Origin of the sequence: Actinomycetospora chlora, from assembly GCF_039542135.1 — a bacterium.
Taxonomy (GTDB): Bacteria; Actinomycetota; Actinomycetes; order Mycobacteriales; family Pseudonocardiaceae; genus Actinomycetospora; species Actinomycetospora chlora.
In genome coordinates, this window is record NZ_BAABHO010000011.1 from 59,853 (window position 1) to 74,319 (window position 14,467).

The 14,467-nt window shown below is 75.5% G+C and carries 17 protein-coding genes; 2 read left to right on the forward strand and 15 right to left on the reverse strand.

Going from position 1 to position 14,467, the window contains the following annotated elements:
* Positions 1-4: 4 nt before the first annotated feature.
* Positions 5-967, reverse strand: a complete 963-nt coding sequence (locus ABD994_RS09140) for a DMT family transporter (RefSeq protein WP_345413246.1) — start codon at positions 965-967, stop codon at positions 5-7.
* A 75-nt stretch (positions 968-1,042) separates the two neighbouring features.
* Here ABD994_RS09140 and ABD994_RS09145 point away from each other — a divergent pair, with 75 nt between their 5' ends.
* The gene (locus ABD994_RS09145) at positions 1,043-1,996 is read left to right on the forward strand and encodes a LysR family transcriptional regulator (protein ID WP_345413249.1); all 954 of its coding nucleotides are present in this window, start codon (positions 1,043-1,045) and stop codon (positions 1,994-1,996) included.
* Here ABD994_RS09145 and hisI read toward each other — a convergent pair.
* The 11 genes from hisI to ABD994_RS09200 all read right to left on the reverse strand — a co-directional run bounded on the left by hisI (position 1,951) and on the right by ABD994_RS09200 (position 9,029).
* Complete coding sequence (gene hisI, locus ABD994_RS09150) at positions 1,951-2,340, reverse strand: phosphoribosyl-AMP cyclohydrolase (RefSeq protein ID WP_345413252.1); 390 nt, start codon at positions 2,338-2,340, stop codon at positions 1,951-1,953. The genes ABD994_RS09145 and hisI overlap by 46 nt on opposite strands.
* Positions 2,337-3,110: an imidazole glycerol phosphate synthase subunit HisF gene (gene hisF, locus ABD994_RS09155; RefSeq protein WP_345413256.1), complete on the reverse strand. Its 774-nt coding sequence runs from the start codon at positions 3,108-3,110 to the stop codon at positions 2,337-2,339. Before hisF ends, hisI begins: the two co-directional genes overlap by 4 nt.
* A 10-nt stretch (positions 3,111-3,120) precedes the next feature.
* Entirely contained in the window at positions 3,121-3,864 is a 744-nt protein-coding gene (gene priA, locus ABD994_RS09160) for a bifunctional 1-(5-phosphoribosyl)-5-((5-phosphoribosylamino)methylideneamino)imidazole-4-carboxamide isomerase/phosphoribosylanthranilate isomerase PriA (RefSeq protein ID WP_345413259.1), read from the reverse strand.
* Positions 3,865-3,889: 25 nt separating this feature from the next.
* Positions 3,890-5,101 carry an RNA polymerase sigma factor gene (locus ABD994_RS09165; RefSeq protein ID WP_345413423.1) on the reverse strand — a complete coding sequence of 404 codons (1,212 nt, stop codon included), beginning with the start codon at positions 5,099-5,101 and terminating at the stop codon, positions 3,890-3,892.
* Between the two features lie 49 nt (positions 5,102-5,150).
* Positions 5,151-5,576 carry a YciI family protein gene (locus ABD994_RS09170; RefSeq protein ID WP_345413261.1) on the reverse strand — a complete coding sequence of 142 codons (426 nt, stop codon included), beginning with the start codon at positions 5,574-5,576 and terminating at the stop codon, positions 5,151-5,153.
* Between the two features lie 47 nt (positions 5,577-5,623).
* Positions 5,624-6,070 (reverse strand): YciI family protein, encoded by a 447-nt coding sequence (locus ABD994_RS09175; protein ID WP_345413263.1) that lies wholly within the window; start codon positions 6,068-6,070, stop codon positions 5,624-5,626.
* A gap of 98 nt (positions 6,071-6,168) precedes the next feature.
* The gene (gene hisH, locus ABD994_RS09180) at positions 6,169-6,849 is read right to left on the reverse strand and encodes an imidazole glycerol phosphate synthase subunit HisH (protein WP_345413266.1); all 681 of its coding nucleotides are present in this window, start codon (positions 6,847-6,849) and stop codon (positions 6,169-6,171) included.
* A 10-nt stretch (positions 6,850-6,859) separates the two neighbouring features.
* Positions 6,860-7,519: a class I SAM-dependent DNA methyltransferase gene (locus ABD994_RS09185; protein WP_345413268.1), complete on the reverse strand. Its 660-nt coding sequence runs from the start codon at positions 7,517-7,519 to the stop codon at positions 6,860-6,862.
* Between the two features lie 98 nt (positions 7,520-7,617).
* The gene (locus tag ABD994_RS09190; RefSeq protein WP_345413271.1) at positions 7,618-7,782 is read right to left on the reverse strand and encodes a hypothetical protein; all 165 of its coding nucleotides are present in this window, start codon (positions 7,780-7,782) and stop codon (positions 7,618-7,620) included.
* A complete protein-coding gene (hisB, locus tag ABD994_RS09195) occupies positions 7,779-8,384 on the reverse strand; it encodes an imidazoleglycerol-phosphate dehydratase HisB (RefSeq protein WP_345413273.1) in 606 nt (201 codons plus the stop codon). Before hisB ends, ABD994_RS09190 begins: the two co-directional genes overlap by 4 nt.
* A 21-nt stretch (positions 8,385-8,405) precedes the next feature.
* On the reverse strand, positions 8,406-9,029 hold the full coding sequence (locus ABD994_RS09200; RefSeq protein ID WP_345413275.1) for a dihydrofolate reductase family protein: 624 nt from the start codon (positions 9,027-9,029) through the stop codon (positions 8,406-8,408).
* An 86-nt stretch (positions 9,030-9,115) separates the two neighbouring features.
* Between ABD994_RS09200 and ABD994_RS09205 the strand changes: the two genes are divergently transcribed.
* Positions 9,116-9,616 (forward strand): winged helix-turn-helix transcriptional regulator, encoded by a 501-nt coding sequence (locus ABD994_RS09205; RefSeq protein ID WP_345413281.1) that lies wholly within the window; start codon positions 9,116-9,118, stop codon positions 9,614-9,616.
* 48 nt (positions 9,617-9,664) lie between these two features.
* Here the strand turns inward: ABD994_RS09205 and ABD994_RS09210 are convergent, their stop codons facing one another.
* From ABD994_RS09210 to hisD, 3 genes are all read right to left on the reverse strand, one after another.
* Entirely contained in the window at positions 9,665-11,755 is a 2,091-nt protein-coding gene (locus ABD994_RS09210; protein WP_345413284.1) for an HNH endonuclease signature motif containing protein, read from the reverse strand.
* 206 nt (positions 11,756-11,961) lie between these two features.
* Positions 11,962-13,083, reverse strand: coding sequence for a histidinol-phosphate transaminase (locus tag ABD994_RS09215; protein ID WP_345413287.1), 1,122 nt, complete (start codon positions 13,081-13,083; stop codon positions 11,962-11,964).
* Complete coding sequence (gene hisD / locus ABD994_RS09220; protein ID WP_345413290.1) at positions 13,083-14,447, reverse strand: histidinol dehydrogenase; 1,365 nt, start codon at positions 14,445-14,447, stop codon at positions 13,083-13,085. Before hisD ends, ABD994_RS09215 begins: the two co-directional genes overlap by 1 nt.
* Between the last annotated feature and the right edge of the window lie 20 nt (positions 14,448-14,467).

Sequence of the window (14,467 nt, forward strand, 5' to 3'; positions counted from 1 at the left end):
GAGATCACGGGCGGGTGGTGACCGCTTCGACCGGCGGCGGCGCGGCCCGGGTCCGCGCGGCCACGGCCACGGCGCCGAGGACGACGGCACAGCCGAGGAGCTGGAGCAGGCCGGGCCGCTCGCCGAGCAGCAGCGCGCCCAGCAGGACCGCCCCGACCGGCTGGAGCAGCAGGATCGACGCGCCCGTCGACGAGGCCAGCCGCGGCAGCGCCGACGCGATCAGCACCCACCCGACGACCTGCCCGACGACCGCGAGCGTCACCAGCCACGCGAGCGCGCGCACGTCCGGGGTGAGGTCGACGCCCTGCCACAGCGACCCGAGCAGGAACGACGTGGCGGCCGCCCCCACCGTCGCGATCGCGACCGGCGTGAACCGCTGCCCGGGGCCGGCGCCGAGGCGCACCAGCAGCAGGTAGCCCGCGTAGGCGGCGGCCGCGGTCAGCGCCGTGACCGTCCCCCGCACCGGCGCGGGCGCGGACACGACGTCCGCGCCGCCGACCAGCCCGCCCGCGAGCGCGACCCCGACGAGCATCACCGGCACCGCCAGCACGAACGTCCGGCGGACCCGCTCGCCCAGCACGAGGAACGCGAGCAGCGGCAGGATCACGACCTGCACGTTGACCAGGACCGTCGACACCCCGGCGCCCACCGAGCGCACCGACTCGGCCCACAGCGTCATGTCGACGCCGAGCAGCGCGCCGCCCGCGAGCAGGACCAGCGGCCGGTTGCCCGTGGAGCCCGCCGTGCGCCGCCGGCGGCGCCGCTCGAGCAGCGCGAGCGGCACGAGCAGCGGCAGCGCGAGCGCGCACCGGAAGAACGTCGCGGTGCCCGGGCTGACGTCGGCGAGGGCGATGAAGATCGGCGAGAACGCGATGCACAGGCTGCCCGCGACGGCGACGAGGCGGGGGTCGAGACGCGGGGCGGTCGACCCGGCGGCGGTGGGCGTGCGGTCGAGGGAGCGCGTCACGCCCCCGATGGTGAGGGTCGGAAACAGTCAAGGACCAGCGATGTTTCCTGCGGTCGACCCGTTACGATTCCTGAAGTGTTCGCCCTCGACCGGCTCCGCGCGCTCGACGCCCTCGCCCGGCAGGGCTCGATCGCCGGGGCGGCGGCCGCGCTGCACCTCACCCCCTCGGCGGTGTCGCAGCAGCTCGCGAAGCTCGAGCGCGAGGCCGGTGCCCCGCTCACCGAGCCGGCGGGCCGCGGGCTGCGCCTCACCGCCGCGGGCCGGATGCTCGCCGAGCACGCCACGGAGATCCTCGCCCGCGTGGCCGCCGCCCGCCTCGACCTCGACCGGCTGCGCGACGAGGTGGTCGGCGAGCTGCGCATCGGCGCCATCCCGACGTCCGTGCACGCGCTGGCGCCCGCCGCGCTCGCCCGGCTGCGCGCCGACCACCCCGACCTGCGCGTGGCCCTCGCCGACGGCGAGGCCGAGGAGACCCTGCCCGCGGTGCTGGCGGGCGACCTCGACCTCGCGATCGTCGAGAACTGGGACGGTGCGCCCGCCCCCATCCCCGCCGGCACGTCCCGCGCCCGGCTCTGCGACGACGTCATCGACCTGCTGCTGCCCGCCGGGCACCGCCTCGCCGGCGAGGGGCCGGTGTCCCTGGCCGAGGTCGACGACCTCGACTGGGTCGCCGACGGCAGCGCCACCCGCGCCGGGCTCTGGCTGCTGCAGACGCTGCGCGCGCTGGGCCTCGCACCGCGGGTGCCGTGCCAGGTGCGCGGGTTCGGGATGCACATCGAGCTCGTCGCGGGCATCGGCGTCGCGGCGCTCGTCCCCCGCCTCGCCCGCCCGCCGCTGCCCGCGGGCGTCGTCGCCGTCACCACCGACCCGCACCTGCGCCGCAGCATCGACGCCGTGTGGCGCACCGACCGCGGGACCGCGGCCGTACACGCCGCCGTCGACGGGTTCCGCGCCGTCGCGGCGGAGCGCGACGCCCAGGCCGATCAGGCGTCCGGGGGCAGCAGCACGTCCGCGTCGAAGCAGGTGTGATCGCCGGTGTGGCACGCCGCGCCGGACTGGTCGACGAGCACCAGCACGGTGTCGCCGTCGCAGTCCAGCCGCACCTCGACCACCTTCTGGACGTGGCCCGACGTCGCGCCCTTGACCCACAGCTCGTCGCGGGAGCGCGACCAGTAGGTGCCCTCGCGGGTGGCGATCGTGCGGGCCAGGGCCTCGTCGCTCATCCACGCGACCATGAGGACCTCGTGCGTGTCGTACTGCTGCACCACCGCGCACACCAGGCCGTCGGGGCCGCGCTTGAGGCGCGCCGCGATCGTCGGGTCGAGGGTCCAAGTGGAGGGTCCGGCTCCGCTGCGCTCCGCGTCCCGGCTCATCGCACCTCCACCCCGTCGGCCCGTAGCGCGTCCTTGACCTCGCCGATCCGCATGATCCCGAAGTGGAACACGCTCGCCGCGAGGACGGCGTCCGCCCCCGCCGCCACGGCCGGGGGGAAGTGCTCGACCGCGCCCGCGCCGCCGCTGGCGATCACCGGCACGTCGACGAGCGCCCGCACCCTGGTGATCATGTCGATGTCGAAGCCGGCCTTCGTGCCGTCGGCGTCCATCGAGTTCAGCAGGATCTCCCCGACCCCGAGCTCCTGGCCCCGCTGGGCCCACTCGAGCGCGTCGATGCCGGTGCCGCGCCGCCCGCCGTGAGTGGTGACCTCGAAGCCCGACGGCGTCGGCTGCCCGTCGGCGGGCACCCGGCGCGCGTCGACCGACAGGACGATGCACTGCGAGCCGTACCGGCGGCTGGCCTCGCCGAGGAACTCGGGCCGGGCGATCGCGGCGGTGTTGATGCCGACCTTGTCCGCGCCGGCGCGCAGCAGCCGGTCGATGTCGTCGTTGGTGCGCACGCCGCCGCCCACCGTCAGCGGGATGAACACCTGCTCGGCGGTGCGCCGCACGACGTCGTAGGTGGTCTCGCGCTCGCCCGACGAGGCGCTGACGTCGAGGAACGTGAGCTCGTCGGCGCCCTCGGCGTCGTAGAGCCGGGCCATCTCGACGGGGTCGCCCGCGTCGCGCAGGTCGACGAAGTTGACGCCCTTGACCACCCTGCCGGCGTCGACGTCCAGACAGGGGATCACACGGACGGCGACACCCATACCGACCAGCCTAACCGCGCGTGTCGCGCGTGATCGCCAGCGCGTCGGCGAGGGTGAAGTTGCCGGCGTAGAGCGCCTTGCCGACGATCGCGCCCTCGACCCCGACGGGGGCCAGCGCGTCGAGGGCCCGCAGGTCGTCCAGCGACGACACGCCGCCCGAGGCGACGACGGGCCGGTCGGTGCGCGCGCACACGGCCTCGAGCAGCTCGGTGTTCGGGCCGGTCAGCGTCCCGTCGCGGCCGACGTCGGTGACGACGTAGCGCGCGCAACCCTCCGCGTCCAGGCGGGCCAGCACGCTCCACAGGTCGCCGCCGTCGGACACCCAGCCGCGCGCCGCCAGCCGGTGCCGGCCCTCGGTGATCTTCACGTCGAGCCCGACCGCCACCCGGTCGCCGAACTCCGCGATGGCCTTCGCGCACCACTGCGGGTCCTCGAGCGCCGCGGTGCCGATGTTCACCCGCGCGCAGCCGGTGTCCAGCGCCCGGCGCAGGGAGGCGTCGTCGCGGATGCCGCCGGAGAGCTCGACGCGGATGTCGGTCTCGGCCACGACCCGTGCGAGCAGCTCGGCGTTGGAGCCGCGGCCGAACGCGGCGTCGAGGTCGACGAGGTGGAGCCACTGCGCCCCGTCGGCCGCCCAGGCGCGGGCCGCGTCGAGGGGGTCGCCGTAGCCGGTCTCGGTGCCGGCCACGCCCTGGACGAGCCGGACCGCCTGGCCCTCCACGACGTCCACGGCGGGGAGCAGGTCGATGGTCACGGCGCGCGATCGTAGCCAGGGACGCTCAGGCGCCGAGGAGCACCGCCCGCCGCCGCTCCAGCAGCTCCCGCTCGGCCACCGTCCGGACCAGCTCCAGCGCCCGGTCGAGCTCGGCGACGGCCTCGTCGGCCCGGCCCAGCGTCGTGAGCATGTCGGCCCGCACGGCGGGCAGCAGGTGGTAGCCCGCGAGCACGGGGTCGGTCCGCAGCGGCTCGAGCACCGCCAGCCCGGCCTCGGGGCCCTCGGCGCGCGCCACCGCCACGGCCCGGTTGAGCTCGACCACCGGCGACGGCGTCAGTGCCGCGAGCTCACCGTAGAGCGCGGCGATCGCGGCCCAGTCGGTGTCGTCGGTGGAGCGGGCCCGTGCGTGGCACGCGGCGATCGCGGCCTGCAGCGTGTACCGCCCGCGGTGCTGCGCCGACTCCGCCCGCGCGAGCGACGTCAGGCCCCGCTGCAGCAGCACGCGGTCCCACGTCGCGCGATCCTGGTCGCCGAGCAGCACCGGCTCCCCCGACGGCCCGACCCGCGCGCGCAGCCGCGAGCCCTGCAGCTCGAGCAGCGCGACCAGGCCGTGGACCTCGGGCTCGTCGGGGCAGAGCGCAGCCAGCACGCGGCCCAGCCGCATCGCCTCGACGCACAGCGTGGGGCGCGTCCAGTCGACGCCGGTGGTGGCCGCGTAGCCCTCGTTGAAGACCAGGTAGACGACCTCGAGCACCGCGCCGAGCCGGGCGGTCAGCTCCTCGCCGACCGGCACGGCGAGCGCCTCCGGCCCCACCCCGGCCAGGCGCTTCTTGGCCCGCGAGATGCGCTGCCCGATCGTCGGCGACGGCACGAGGAACGCGTACGCGATCTCCTCGGTGGTCAGGCCGCCGAACAGCCGCAGGGTCAGCGCCACCCGCGACTCGCGGGCCACCGCCGGGTGGCACGTGGCGAACAGCAGGGCGAGGACGTCGTCGCCGACCGCCGCGGCCCCGTCCCCGACGGTCTCGTCGGCGGCCGGCGCCGTACCCGGCTCGTCGAGCATCTCCGTCTTGCGCACGAGCGTCTGCTCGCGCCGGATCGTGTCGATCGCCCGGCGCCGCGCGGTGGCCGCCAGCCAGGCCGCCGGGTTGTCCGGAACGCCCTCGCGCGGCCACTGCTCCATCGCCGCGACGAGCGCGTCGTGGGCGAGCTCCTCGGCCCGGCCGACGTCGCGCACCACCCGCGCGACGCCGGCCACGATCCGCGCGGACTCCATCCGCCAGACCGCCTCGAGGACGGCGTAGGGGTCGGTCACCGCCGGTGCCTCACTGCCCGTGCTGCTCCGCCGCCCGGGCCCGGAGCTGCTCCTCCTGCTCCATCACCTCGGGCGGGGCGATGTCCTCGAAGTCCTCGGGCTCGCTGACCCGGCGCACCTCCAGGCGCTCACCGTGGCGGAAGGGCGCGCGGCGGGCCCACGAGACCGCCTCCTGCAGCGAGTCGACCTTGAGGATCCAGAAGCCGCCGACGAGCTCCTTGGCCTCGGTGAACGGGCCGTCGCTGACGGTCGGCTCCTCGCCGTCGAAGGCGACGACCGAGCCCTGGGCGCTCGGCATCAGGCCCTCGCCGGCGAGCAGCACGCCGGCGTCGACCATCGCGGTGTTGAACCGGCCCATCTCCTCGAACATCGCGGGGTCGGGCGGGGTGGCCGCCTGGGCGGCCTCGTCGTACTTGAGCAGCAGCATGAAACGCATCGGATCCTCCGGAGTACGGGTCGGGTCGGGGTGGGTGCGGGGACGGGTCAGGACTGGTGGCGCTCGGCCTCGCGCTCGGCGATCCGCCGGCGCAGGGTGGCCTCGGCGTCGAGGACCTCGGTGGGCGCCACGCCCTCGAACTCCGCGAGCTCACCGACCCGGCGCACCTCGAGGCGCACGCCCGGGCCGATGGGGCAGCGCCGTGCCCACTGCACGGCCTCCTCGCGCGAGGCGACCTCGAGGATCCAGAACCCCGCCACCAGCTCCTTGGCCTCGGTGAACGGGCCATCGGTGACGGTCGCCGACTCGCCGTCGTGCGTGACGACGAAGCCCTCGGCGCTCGGGGTCAGTCCCTCGGCGGCCAGCAGCACGCCGGCCTCGACCAGGTCGTGGTTGTAGCGGCCCATGGCCTCGAAGACCTCGGCCGGCGGCACCCCGCCGGCCTGCTCGACCGCCATCGACTCCGGGGCCTGCATGATCAGCATGTACCGCATCGGGGCTCTCCTCGGGCCGTCGGCGGGGCCCTCCCCCACCGCTCACCCGGGCGTCGAACGGGTCACGCGTTCTTCGACACCGGCCGGGGCACGAATTTCTACCGCAGGGCGTCCAGCCAGTTCCGCAGCAGGGCGGCGCCCGCCTCGCCCGACTTCTCGGGGTGGAACTGGGTGGCCGACAGCGGGCCGTTCTCGACGGCGGCGACGAAGTCCTCGCCGTGGCGGGCCCAGGTGACCCGGGCGGGCCGGAAGTGCTCCGGCGCCTGCTGCTCCCAGCGCCGCACGGCGAACGAGTGCACGAAGTAGAAGCGCGTGCCCGCGTCCATGCCGGCGAACAGCACGCTGTCGGCGGGCGCGTCGACGGTGTTCCAGCCCATGTGGGGCAGCACGTCGGCCCGCAGCTTCTCGACGGTGCCGGGCCACTGCCCCGCGCCCTCGGCCTCCTCGCCGAACTCGACGCCGCGCTCGAAGAGCACCTGCATGCCCACGCAGATGCCGAGCACCGGGCGCCCGCCGGCCAGGCGCTGCTCGACGATCCGCTCGCCGCCGACCGACCGCAGCCCCGCCGCGCACGCCGCGAAGGCCCCCACCCCGGGGACGACGAGCCCGTCGGCCGCCAGCGCGGCCCGGGCGTCGGCGGTGACCTCGACGTCGGCGCCCACGTGCTCGAGCGCCCGCTCGGCCGAGCGCAGGTTGCCCGACCCGTAGTCGAGGACGACGACGCGCGGGGTGCGCCGCGGCGATCCGGTGGTCTCGACGGTGCTGGACGGGGCGCTCACGGCGTCCAGGCTACGACGTCCAGGCGACCGAGCGACCGGGCCGCGGGACCTCGCGCGCCTCGAGCACGAGCACCCGCCCGGGCCCGGCGTCGTCGGGGCCGTCGGCGCCCGCGACGACGTGGGCCCGCCCGTCGGCGACGAGACGGTCGATCGCCCGGGCGTAACCCATCCGCCAGGTGTCCTCGGCGATCCCCGCGACCACGACACCCCCCGGCCGCAGCACGCGCAGGAAGCCGGTCAGCGCCGCCGGACCGAGATGGCCCGGGGCCAGCCCGCCCGCGCACGTCACGGCGCCGAACTTCTCCGACGCCCCGGGCACCCCGTCGCGCAGGTCCGCGGGCCCGAGGTCGTGGTAGACGCGCAGGCGGCGGGCCCGGCGCACCATGGCCGGCGACAGGTCCAGCCCGTCGACCGACCGGAACCCGCGGGCGGAGAGCGCCGTGCCCACCAGTCCGGTGCCGCACGCGGCGTCGAGCACGTCGGTGGCGGGGCCGGCGAGGGCGGCGAGGCGCTCGGCCACCCGCTGCGGCGACGGCTGCCCCAGGAGGGCGGCGACGTCCTCGTCGTCGTAGGTCGGTGCCCACTCGTCGTAGATGGCGCGGACGGTGGCCGTGTCGGTGGCGTCGGCGAGGAGCGCGAGTCGCGCCGCCGCGTCGGTGCGGGCGTCCACGAAGCCTCCCGGGTCCGGTCGTGCCCGACCGAGGTTCCCCGTCGGCGCGGTTCCAATCGCGGGGGTGACCCGAGCTACGTGGACACCCACGCGGACACCTACGCGGAGACCAGGCGCAGCACCGCGCCCGCGACCGCGAGCGCGGCCAGCACGGCGCAGATGCCCGCGGCCACGCGGTTGCGCGGCCAGAAGCTGACGACGCCGCCGACGAGGAAGCCGGCCAGGGCGAGGAGCCCGACGATCAGGACATCCGACGAGCTCACGACTCCAGGACGCCCTTGGTGGAGGCCGGCCCTTCGAGCCGCGCGTCGGGCTCGACGGCCGCGCGCAGGGCCCGGGCGATCGCCTTGTACTCGGCCTCGGTGATGTGGTGGGGGTCGCGGCCGCCGGTGACGCGCACGTGGAGCGCGATGCCGGCGTGGAAGGCGATCGACTCGAAGACGTGCCGGTTGAGCACCGTCGGGTAGTGGCCGCCGACGACGAACCCGGCCATCGACTCCGGCTCGCCGGTGTGCACGCAGTACGGCCGTCCGGAGACGTCGACGACGGCCTGGGCGAGCGCCTCGTCCATCGGGATCCAGGCGTCGCCGAAGCGGCGGATCCCCGACTTGTCGCCGAGGGCCTGCTTGAGCGCCTGGCCCAGCACGATCGCGACGTCCTCGACGGTGTGGTGCGCGTCGATCTCGACGTCGCCGCTGGCCCGGACGACCAGGTCCAGCGCGCCGTGCTTGCCGAGCGCGTCGAGCATGTGGTCGAAGAACGGCACGCCCGTCGCGACCTCGGTGCGGCCCGTGCCGTCGAGGTCGACCTCGACGAGCACGCTCGACTCCTTGGTCACGCGCTCCACGCGTCCGGTCCGTCCCACGGTGACCAGGGTACGGACCGCCTACCGGCGCACCACCTGCACGTGGACCGCGCCGGACCCGCCCGGGACCACGCTCGCCACGCGGTAGCCGGCGGGCACGTCGGGCAGGCCGTCGAAGAGCCGCTCCCCCGCGCCGGCGAGGATCGGCGCGATCACAAGGTTCAGCTCGTCGACGAGGCCCTCGGCGAGGAACGCGCGCACGGTCGCCACGCCGCCGCCGAGCCGGACGTCCTTGCCGCCCGCCGCCTCGGTGGCCCGGTCCAGGACCTCGCTCGGCGCCGCCGCCAGGAAGTGGAACGTCGTGCCGCCGTCCATCGGCAGCGACGGCCGCGGGTAGTGGGTGAGCACGAAGACGTCGTGGTGGTAGGGCGGGTCCTCGCCCCACCAGCCGCGCCACTGCTCGTCCGGCCACGCGCCGCGGACCGGCCCGAACATGTTGCGCCCCATGATCGTCGCGCCGACGTTCTCGTCCCCGGCGAGGAAGGCTGCGTGGTCGACCCCTGTCCCCTCGCCGCGGAAGGACGGCTCCATCCAGTCGTGCAGGCCGTCGACGCCGTCGCCGAACGGGGCGTCGGCCCGCTGGTCGGTGCCGGTGCCGACACCGTCGAGCGTGATCGTGAACGCGTGCACGCGCAGCCGGGCCATGGCGTCCTCCTGGTGTATCGAGTGGTTGTGTTTTGCTACCAGCATGCACTGGTAAAGTGCAACCACCTGGCGAGGAGGAGGCCGGCATGGCGCACGACGGACGGTCGGGCTGCCCGATCAACCGGGCGGTCGAGGCCCTGGGCGACCGATGGACGCTGCTCGTGCTGCGCGACATCGTCTTCGGCGGCCGTCGCCACTTCCGGGAGCTGCTCGCCGGCTCCGAGGAGGGCATCGCCTCGAACATCCTCGCCGACCGCCTGCACCGGCTCGTCGACGACGGGATGCTCACCCGGGACGACCCGGGCCGGGGCCGGCGTGCGACCTACAGCCTCACCGAGTCGTCGATCCAGCTGATCCCCGTTTTCGTCGCCCTCGGCTCCTGGGGCCTGCGCCACCGCGAGACCACCGAGGAGCTCGCCGTGCGTGCCCGGCTGCTGGAGGAGGGCGGGCCGGCGATGTGGGAGGACTTCATGGCGGAGCTGCGCGTGACGCACCTCGGCGCCCCGGCCCCCGGCCACTCCCGCCGGCCGGTGGTCGAGCGCCTGCGCGCGGCCCGCGACGCCGCCCGTGTCCCCGAGGCCGGCTGAGCACCTCTCCATGGTGATCTCCCGAGCGTGTCGGGAGTGCTGTCGGGGTCAGAACGGTGGTGGGTCGTCGTCGGGGTGGGCGGCGGGCCTGGTCTCGGTGCGCCGTGGGTCGGCCAGTCCGGTGGCGCGTGTGTAGCGGGTGCGCCAGTCGGGGTGGTCGTCGTCGGTCCACGCGGGCCCGTCGTCGGGCAGGGGCCGGGGACAGGCGGCGGGTCGGGGCGCGACGGGTTCCTGGAGGATCTTCCTCGGTCTCGTCGTATGCCGGATGCCGGCGCGGGTGCGCCACCGGAAGTGACCCGGTGCGGGTTGGTGCAGGGTCCAGCCGCCGTGGTGTTTGGCGCGGTGGTGGTGGCGGTCGAGGACCCCGAGGTTCCAGTCCAGGCTGGGTCCGCCGAGGGCGTGGTCCACGGTGTGATCCAGGTCCGAGGACTGGGCGCGGCGCCGGCAGGCGGGCGCGACGCAGCAACGGTCACGGACCCGGGTCCACCGGTCGATCTCCACCCGCGGCCGCCTTCGAGAGAAGTCGCCCGCGGTCGCCGCCGGCGGGCCGCCCTCGCGGGGGAGCTCGGCGAGCCTCTGTTGCAGCTCGGCCAGCAGGGACGCCCATCCGCCGTGGTCGGCCGGGTCGAGGGCAGCGAGCAGTGTCGTCAGGACCTGGAGCTCGACGATCGCCCGGCACCGCTGCCCCGACCCACCCGGCCGGGGCTGGCCTGGTCGTCGCCGGGCGAGCAGCACGTGCCGCAACCGCCCCTGGTCATCGGTGCACACCACCCGCCACTCACCACGGCGATGACGCCCGAGGAGCTGGCGGGCCTGCCGGGCCAGGACCATGCCGTAGCCGGGCACCTGGCCGGGAAGATCATCGAGCCCCAGCGCCGTGCTCAGCCGCAGCCGCACCTCGCCGACCCCGGCGCGCACCCGCCCCGGACCCGGCTCGGGCCCGTCGAACAGCCGCGGGAACGGCTCCGGGTCCCCAGCCTCGCCGGCTGGGTCGGGAAGGTCGGGCAGGTCCAGGAGGCCCTGCCCGGGGCCGGTGCCCGCGCCAGCCGCCGCGCCGCCGGCGGGATCACCACTGCCGGGATCACCGCGACCAGGGCCCCGAGGCTCGTCGCCAGCGGAGCCGCCGGTCGTGCCACGGCAGTCGTCGGAGCCACTGGGTCCCTGGCGAGGCTCGCACTTCGCCTCGCCGCCAGGTCCACCGCCAGGTCCGCCGCCACTGGGACCGCCGTCGCTGGGGCCGCCGTCGCTGGGGCCGCTGCACGGTCCGTCGGGGCCAGGGTCGTCGGGGCCGGGATCGTCGTTGCCGCCGGGGTCGTCGCCGGGGGCGTGGTACTCCGCCGCGAGCAGCACCGCGACCGCGCGGCCGTCGAGGCCGGCCAGGGAGCCGTCGAGCAGCCGCCCGGCGACCTCCTTGCGCAGCGTCCCGATCGGGGTCAGCACCCCGAGCCCGCGCACCGCGGCGGCCAGCGCGTCGACCCGGTCGCGCATCGCCAGCCCCGACATGGCGGCCACATCCACCAACGACAGGGTCGCCGTCCCCGACGGATTCGCCTGCAGGATCAACCGCCCGTTGCGCCGCGCCCGCGCCTCACGCCGCGCGGCCCAGTCCGGGTCGAGCTCGATGACGAGCTGCTCGATCCGGTCGATCAGCTCCCCGACCGTCATCGACTCGGCATCGGGCAGCAGCACGTCACAGACGTGGCGGGCGAGGTCGTCGGGCAGGTCGCGGGTCCACTCGCACAGCCGGGACGCCCGGGCGAGGTCGAGCCGGCCCTCCCACACCGCCTGCCCGACCGCCGGGAGCCGCACCTCGAGGTCGTCAGCGAGGCCGAGCTTGCGGGTGGCCATCGACCGTGACCAGCACAGCACCGCGGCGACCTCGTCGCCAGAGAACTCGTCACGACCCTGATACCGCTCGGTGGAGCCGGCGCGGGCCCGGCCCAGATGGTGCATCGCCGTCAACGTCCGGGACTCTGACCGCGCCTGCTGACGTGCACACGCCCGCAGATACGCCGCCAGGTCCTCGCCCGACAGAGCCGCCGCCGACAGCTCCTCCAACAACGAATCCAACTCCGGTCCAGGGCCCAGCGCGTCCAGGAGGGCAGCCACCAAGGGCCGTACGTCCTGGTCGATGCTCACGAACAGGACGCTAGCCCCGACCCCCGACAACGCCGGGCCGAGAACGACCCGGGGACAACCCCGAGCAGATCACGAAAAGGTAACGATCCCCTGCTCGACACGACAGCGCTGGTGACACTCCCGGGAGATCACGCTGGAGAGCAGCGGCTCAGCCCCGCTCGATCGCCACGACGGTGGCCTCGCCGCGGTCGTCGTGGACGAGCTCGTCAGGAGCGCAGGACGTCCGCGCTCACCTCGAGGAACCGGTCGTTCTCCTCCGGCGTGCCGACGGTGACCCGCAGCATCCCCGGGATGCCGACGTCACGGACGAGCACGCCGGCGTCGAGGTAGGCCTGCCAGGCGGCGTGGGCGTCCGCGTGCCGGGCCGGGAAGCCGCCGTAGAGCAGGAAGTTCGCCGTGCTCGGCACGACGCGGGCGCCGAGGTCGGCGAGGGCCGCGGCGATCCGGTCCCGCTCGCGGGACAGCGTGGCCACCAGGGCGAGGGTGTCGTCGGCGTGCTCCAGCGCCGCGAGCGCCGCGGCCTGGGTCAGCGACGACAGGTGGTACGGCAGCCGCACGAGCATCAGCGCCTCGATCACCGCCGGCGCCGCGGCGAGGTAGCCCAGCCGCCCGCCGGCAAAGGCGAACGCCTTGGACATGGTGCGGCTGACCACCAGCTTGTGGCCGAGGGGCTCGAGCAGCTCCACCGCGCTGGGCCCGGACGAGAACTCCACGTACGCCTCGTCGACGATCACCAGCCCGGGCGCCGCCTCGGCGATCGCCCGCAGCTCGTCGAGCTCGATCGACTGGCCCGTCGGGTTGTTGGGCGTGGTCACGAACAGCACGTCGGGCCGCTTCTCGGTGACGACGCCGACGGCCTGGTCGGCGTCGAGCGAGAAGTCGTCGCGGCGCGGGGCCGGGATCCACTCGGTGCGCGTGCCCGCGGACAGGATCGGGTGCATCGAGTAGGACGGTTCGAAGCCCAGCGCGCGCCGCCCCGGGCCGCCGAACGCCTGCAGCAGCTGCTGGAGCACCTCGTTCGACCCGTTGGCGGCCCACAGGCTCTCGGTCGCCAGGCCCACCCCGGTGGCCCGCGTCAGGTAGGCCGCGAGGGCGGTGCGCAGGGCGACGTGGTCGCGGTCCGGGTAGCGGTGCAGCGTGGCCGCCGCCTCGCGGGTCGCCCGCGCCACGGACTCCACCAGCGCGGGCGGCGGCGGGAACGGGTTCTCGTTGGTGTTGAGCGCGACGGGCACCTCGAGCTGCGGCGCGCCGTAGGGGCTGCGCCCGCGCAGGTCGTCGCGCAGCGGCAGGTCGTCGAGAGAGACGCCCGCCCCGATGACGTCACTCATCAACGGTCCTTCTCGATGGCTCCGGCTCCGCTGCGCTGCGCGTCGCGCCGCCGACCGAAGCGGGCCGTCACCGCCTGGCCGTGCGCCGGCAGGTCCTCGGCGTCGGCGAGGGCCACGACGCGGTCGGCCACGTCGGCCAGGGCCTCGGCGGAGTAGTCGACGACGTGGATGCCGCGCAGGAACGTCTGCACCGACAGGCCGCTGGAGTGCCGCGCGCAACCCCCGGTGGGCAGGACGTGGTTGGAGCCCGCGCAGTAGTCGCCGAGCGAGACCGGGCTGTGCGGGCCCACGAACACCGCGCCGGCGTTGCGCACCCGGGCCGCCACCTCGCGGGCGTCCGCGGTCTGGATCTCCAGGTGCTCCGCGGCGTAGGCGTCGACCACCCGCAGCCCATCAGCGACCGACGAGACGAGGATCGTGCCGGACTGCGGGCCCGACAGCGCCGTGGTGATCCGCTCGGTGTGCTTGGTGGTCGCGACCTGGGACGACACCTCGGCGTCGACGGCGTCGGCGAGCTCGGGCGAGGTCGTCACCAGGACCGAGGCGGCGGCCGGGTCGTGCTCGGCCTGGCTGATCAGGTCGGCGGCGACGTGCACCGGGTCGGCCGTGCCGTCGGCGAGGATCGCGATCTCGGTGGTGCCGGCCTCGGAGTCGATGCCGATGCGCCCGCGCAGCACGCGCTTGGCCGCGGTGACGTAGATGTTGCCGGGGCCCGTGACGGTGTCGACCGGCTCGAGGGCCGTGCCGTCGGTGTCGACGCCGCCGTAGGCCAGGAGCGCGACGGCCTGGGCGCCGCCCACGGCCCACACCTCGTCGACCCCGAGCAGCGCGGCCGCCGCGAGGATCAGCGGGTGCGGCCGGCCACCGAACTCCGCCTGGGGCGGCGAGCAGACGACGAGCCCTTCGACCCCGGCCTCCTGGGCGGGCACGACGTTCATGACGACGCTCGAGGGGTAGACCGCCAGCCCGCCGGGGGCGTAAAGCCCGACGCGGGCGACCGGCACCCACCGCTCGGTGACCGTGCCGCCGGGCACGACCTGGGTGGTGGTGTCGACGCGGCGCTGGTCGGCGTGGACGGTGCGCGCACGCTCGATCGAGGTCTCCAGCGCCGCCCGCACGTCGGGGTCGACCCCCGCGAGGGCCTCGCGCAGCGCGGCCGCCGGCACCCGCACCGACTCCGGGCGCACCCGGTCGAACTGCTCGGCGTAGTCCAGCGCCGCCTCGGCGCCCCGCTCGCGCACGGCCTCGATCACCGGGCGCACGCGCTCGACCACCGCGTCGACGTCGACCGCGGCCCGGGGCAGCATCGCCCGCAGCTCGGCGGGGGCGGGGACGGCGGCACGCAGGTCGATCCGGGACAGCACACCGCCAGCGTAGCCAGCGC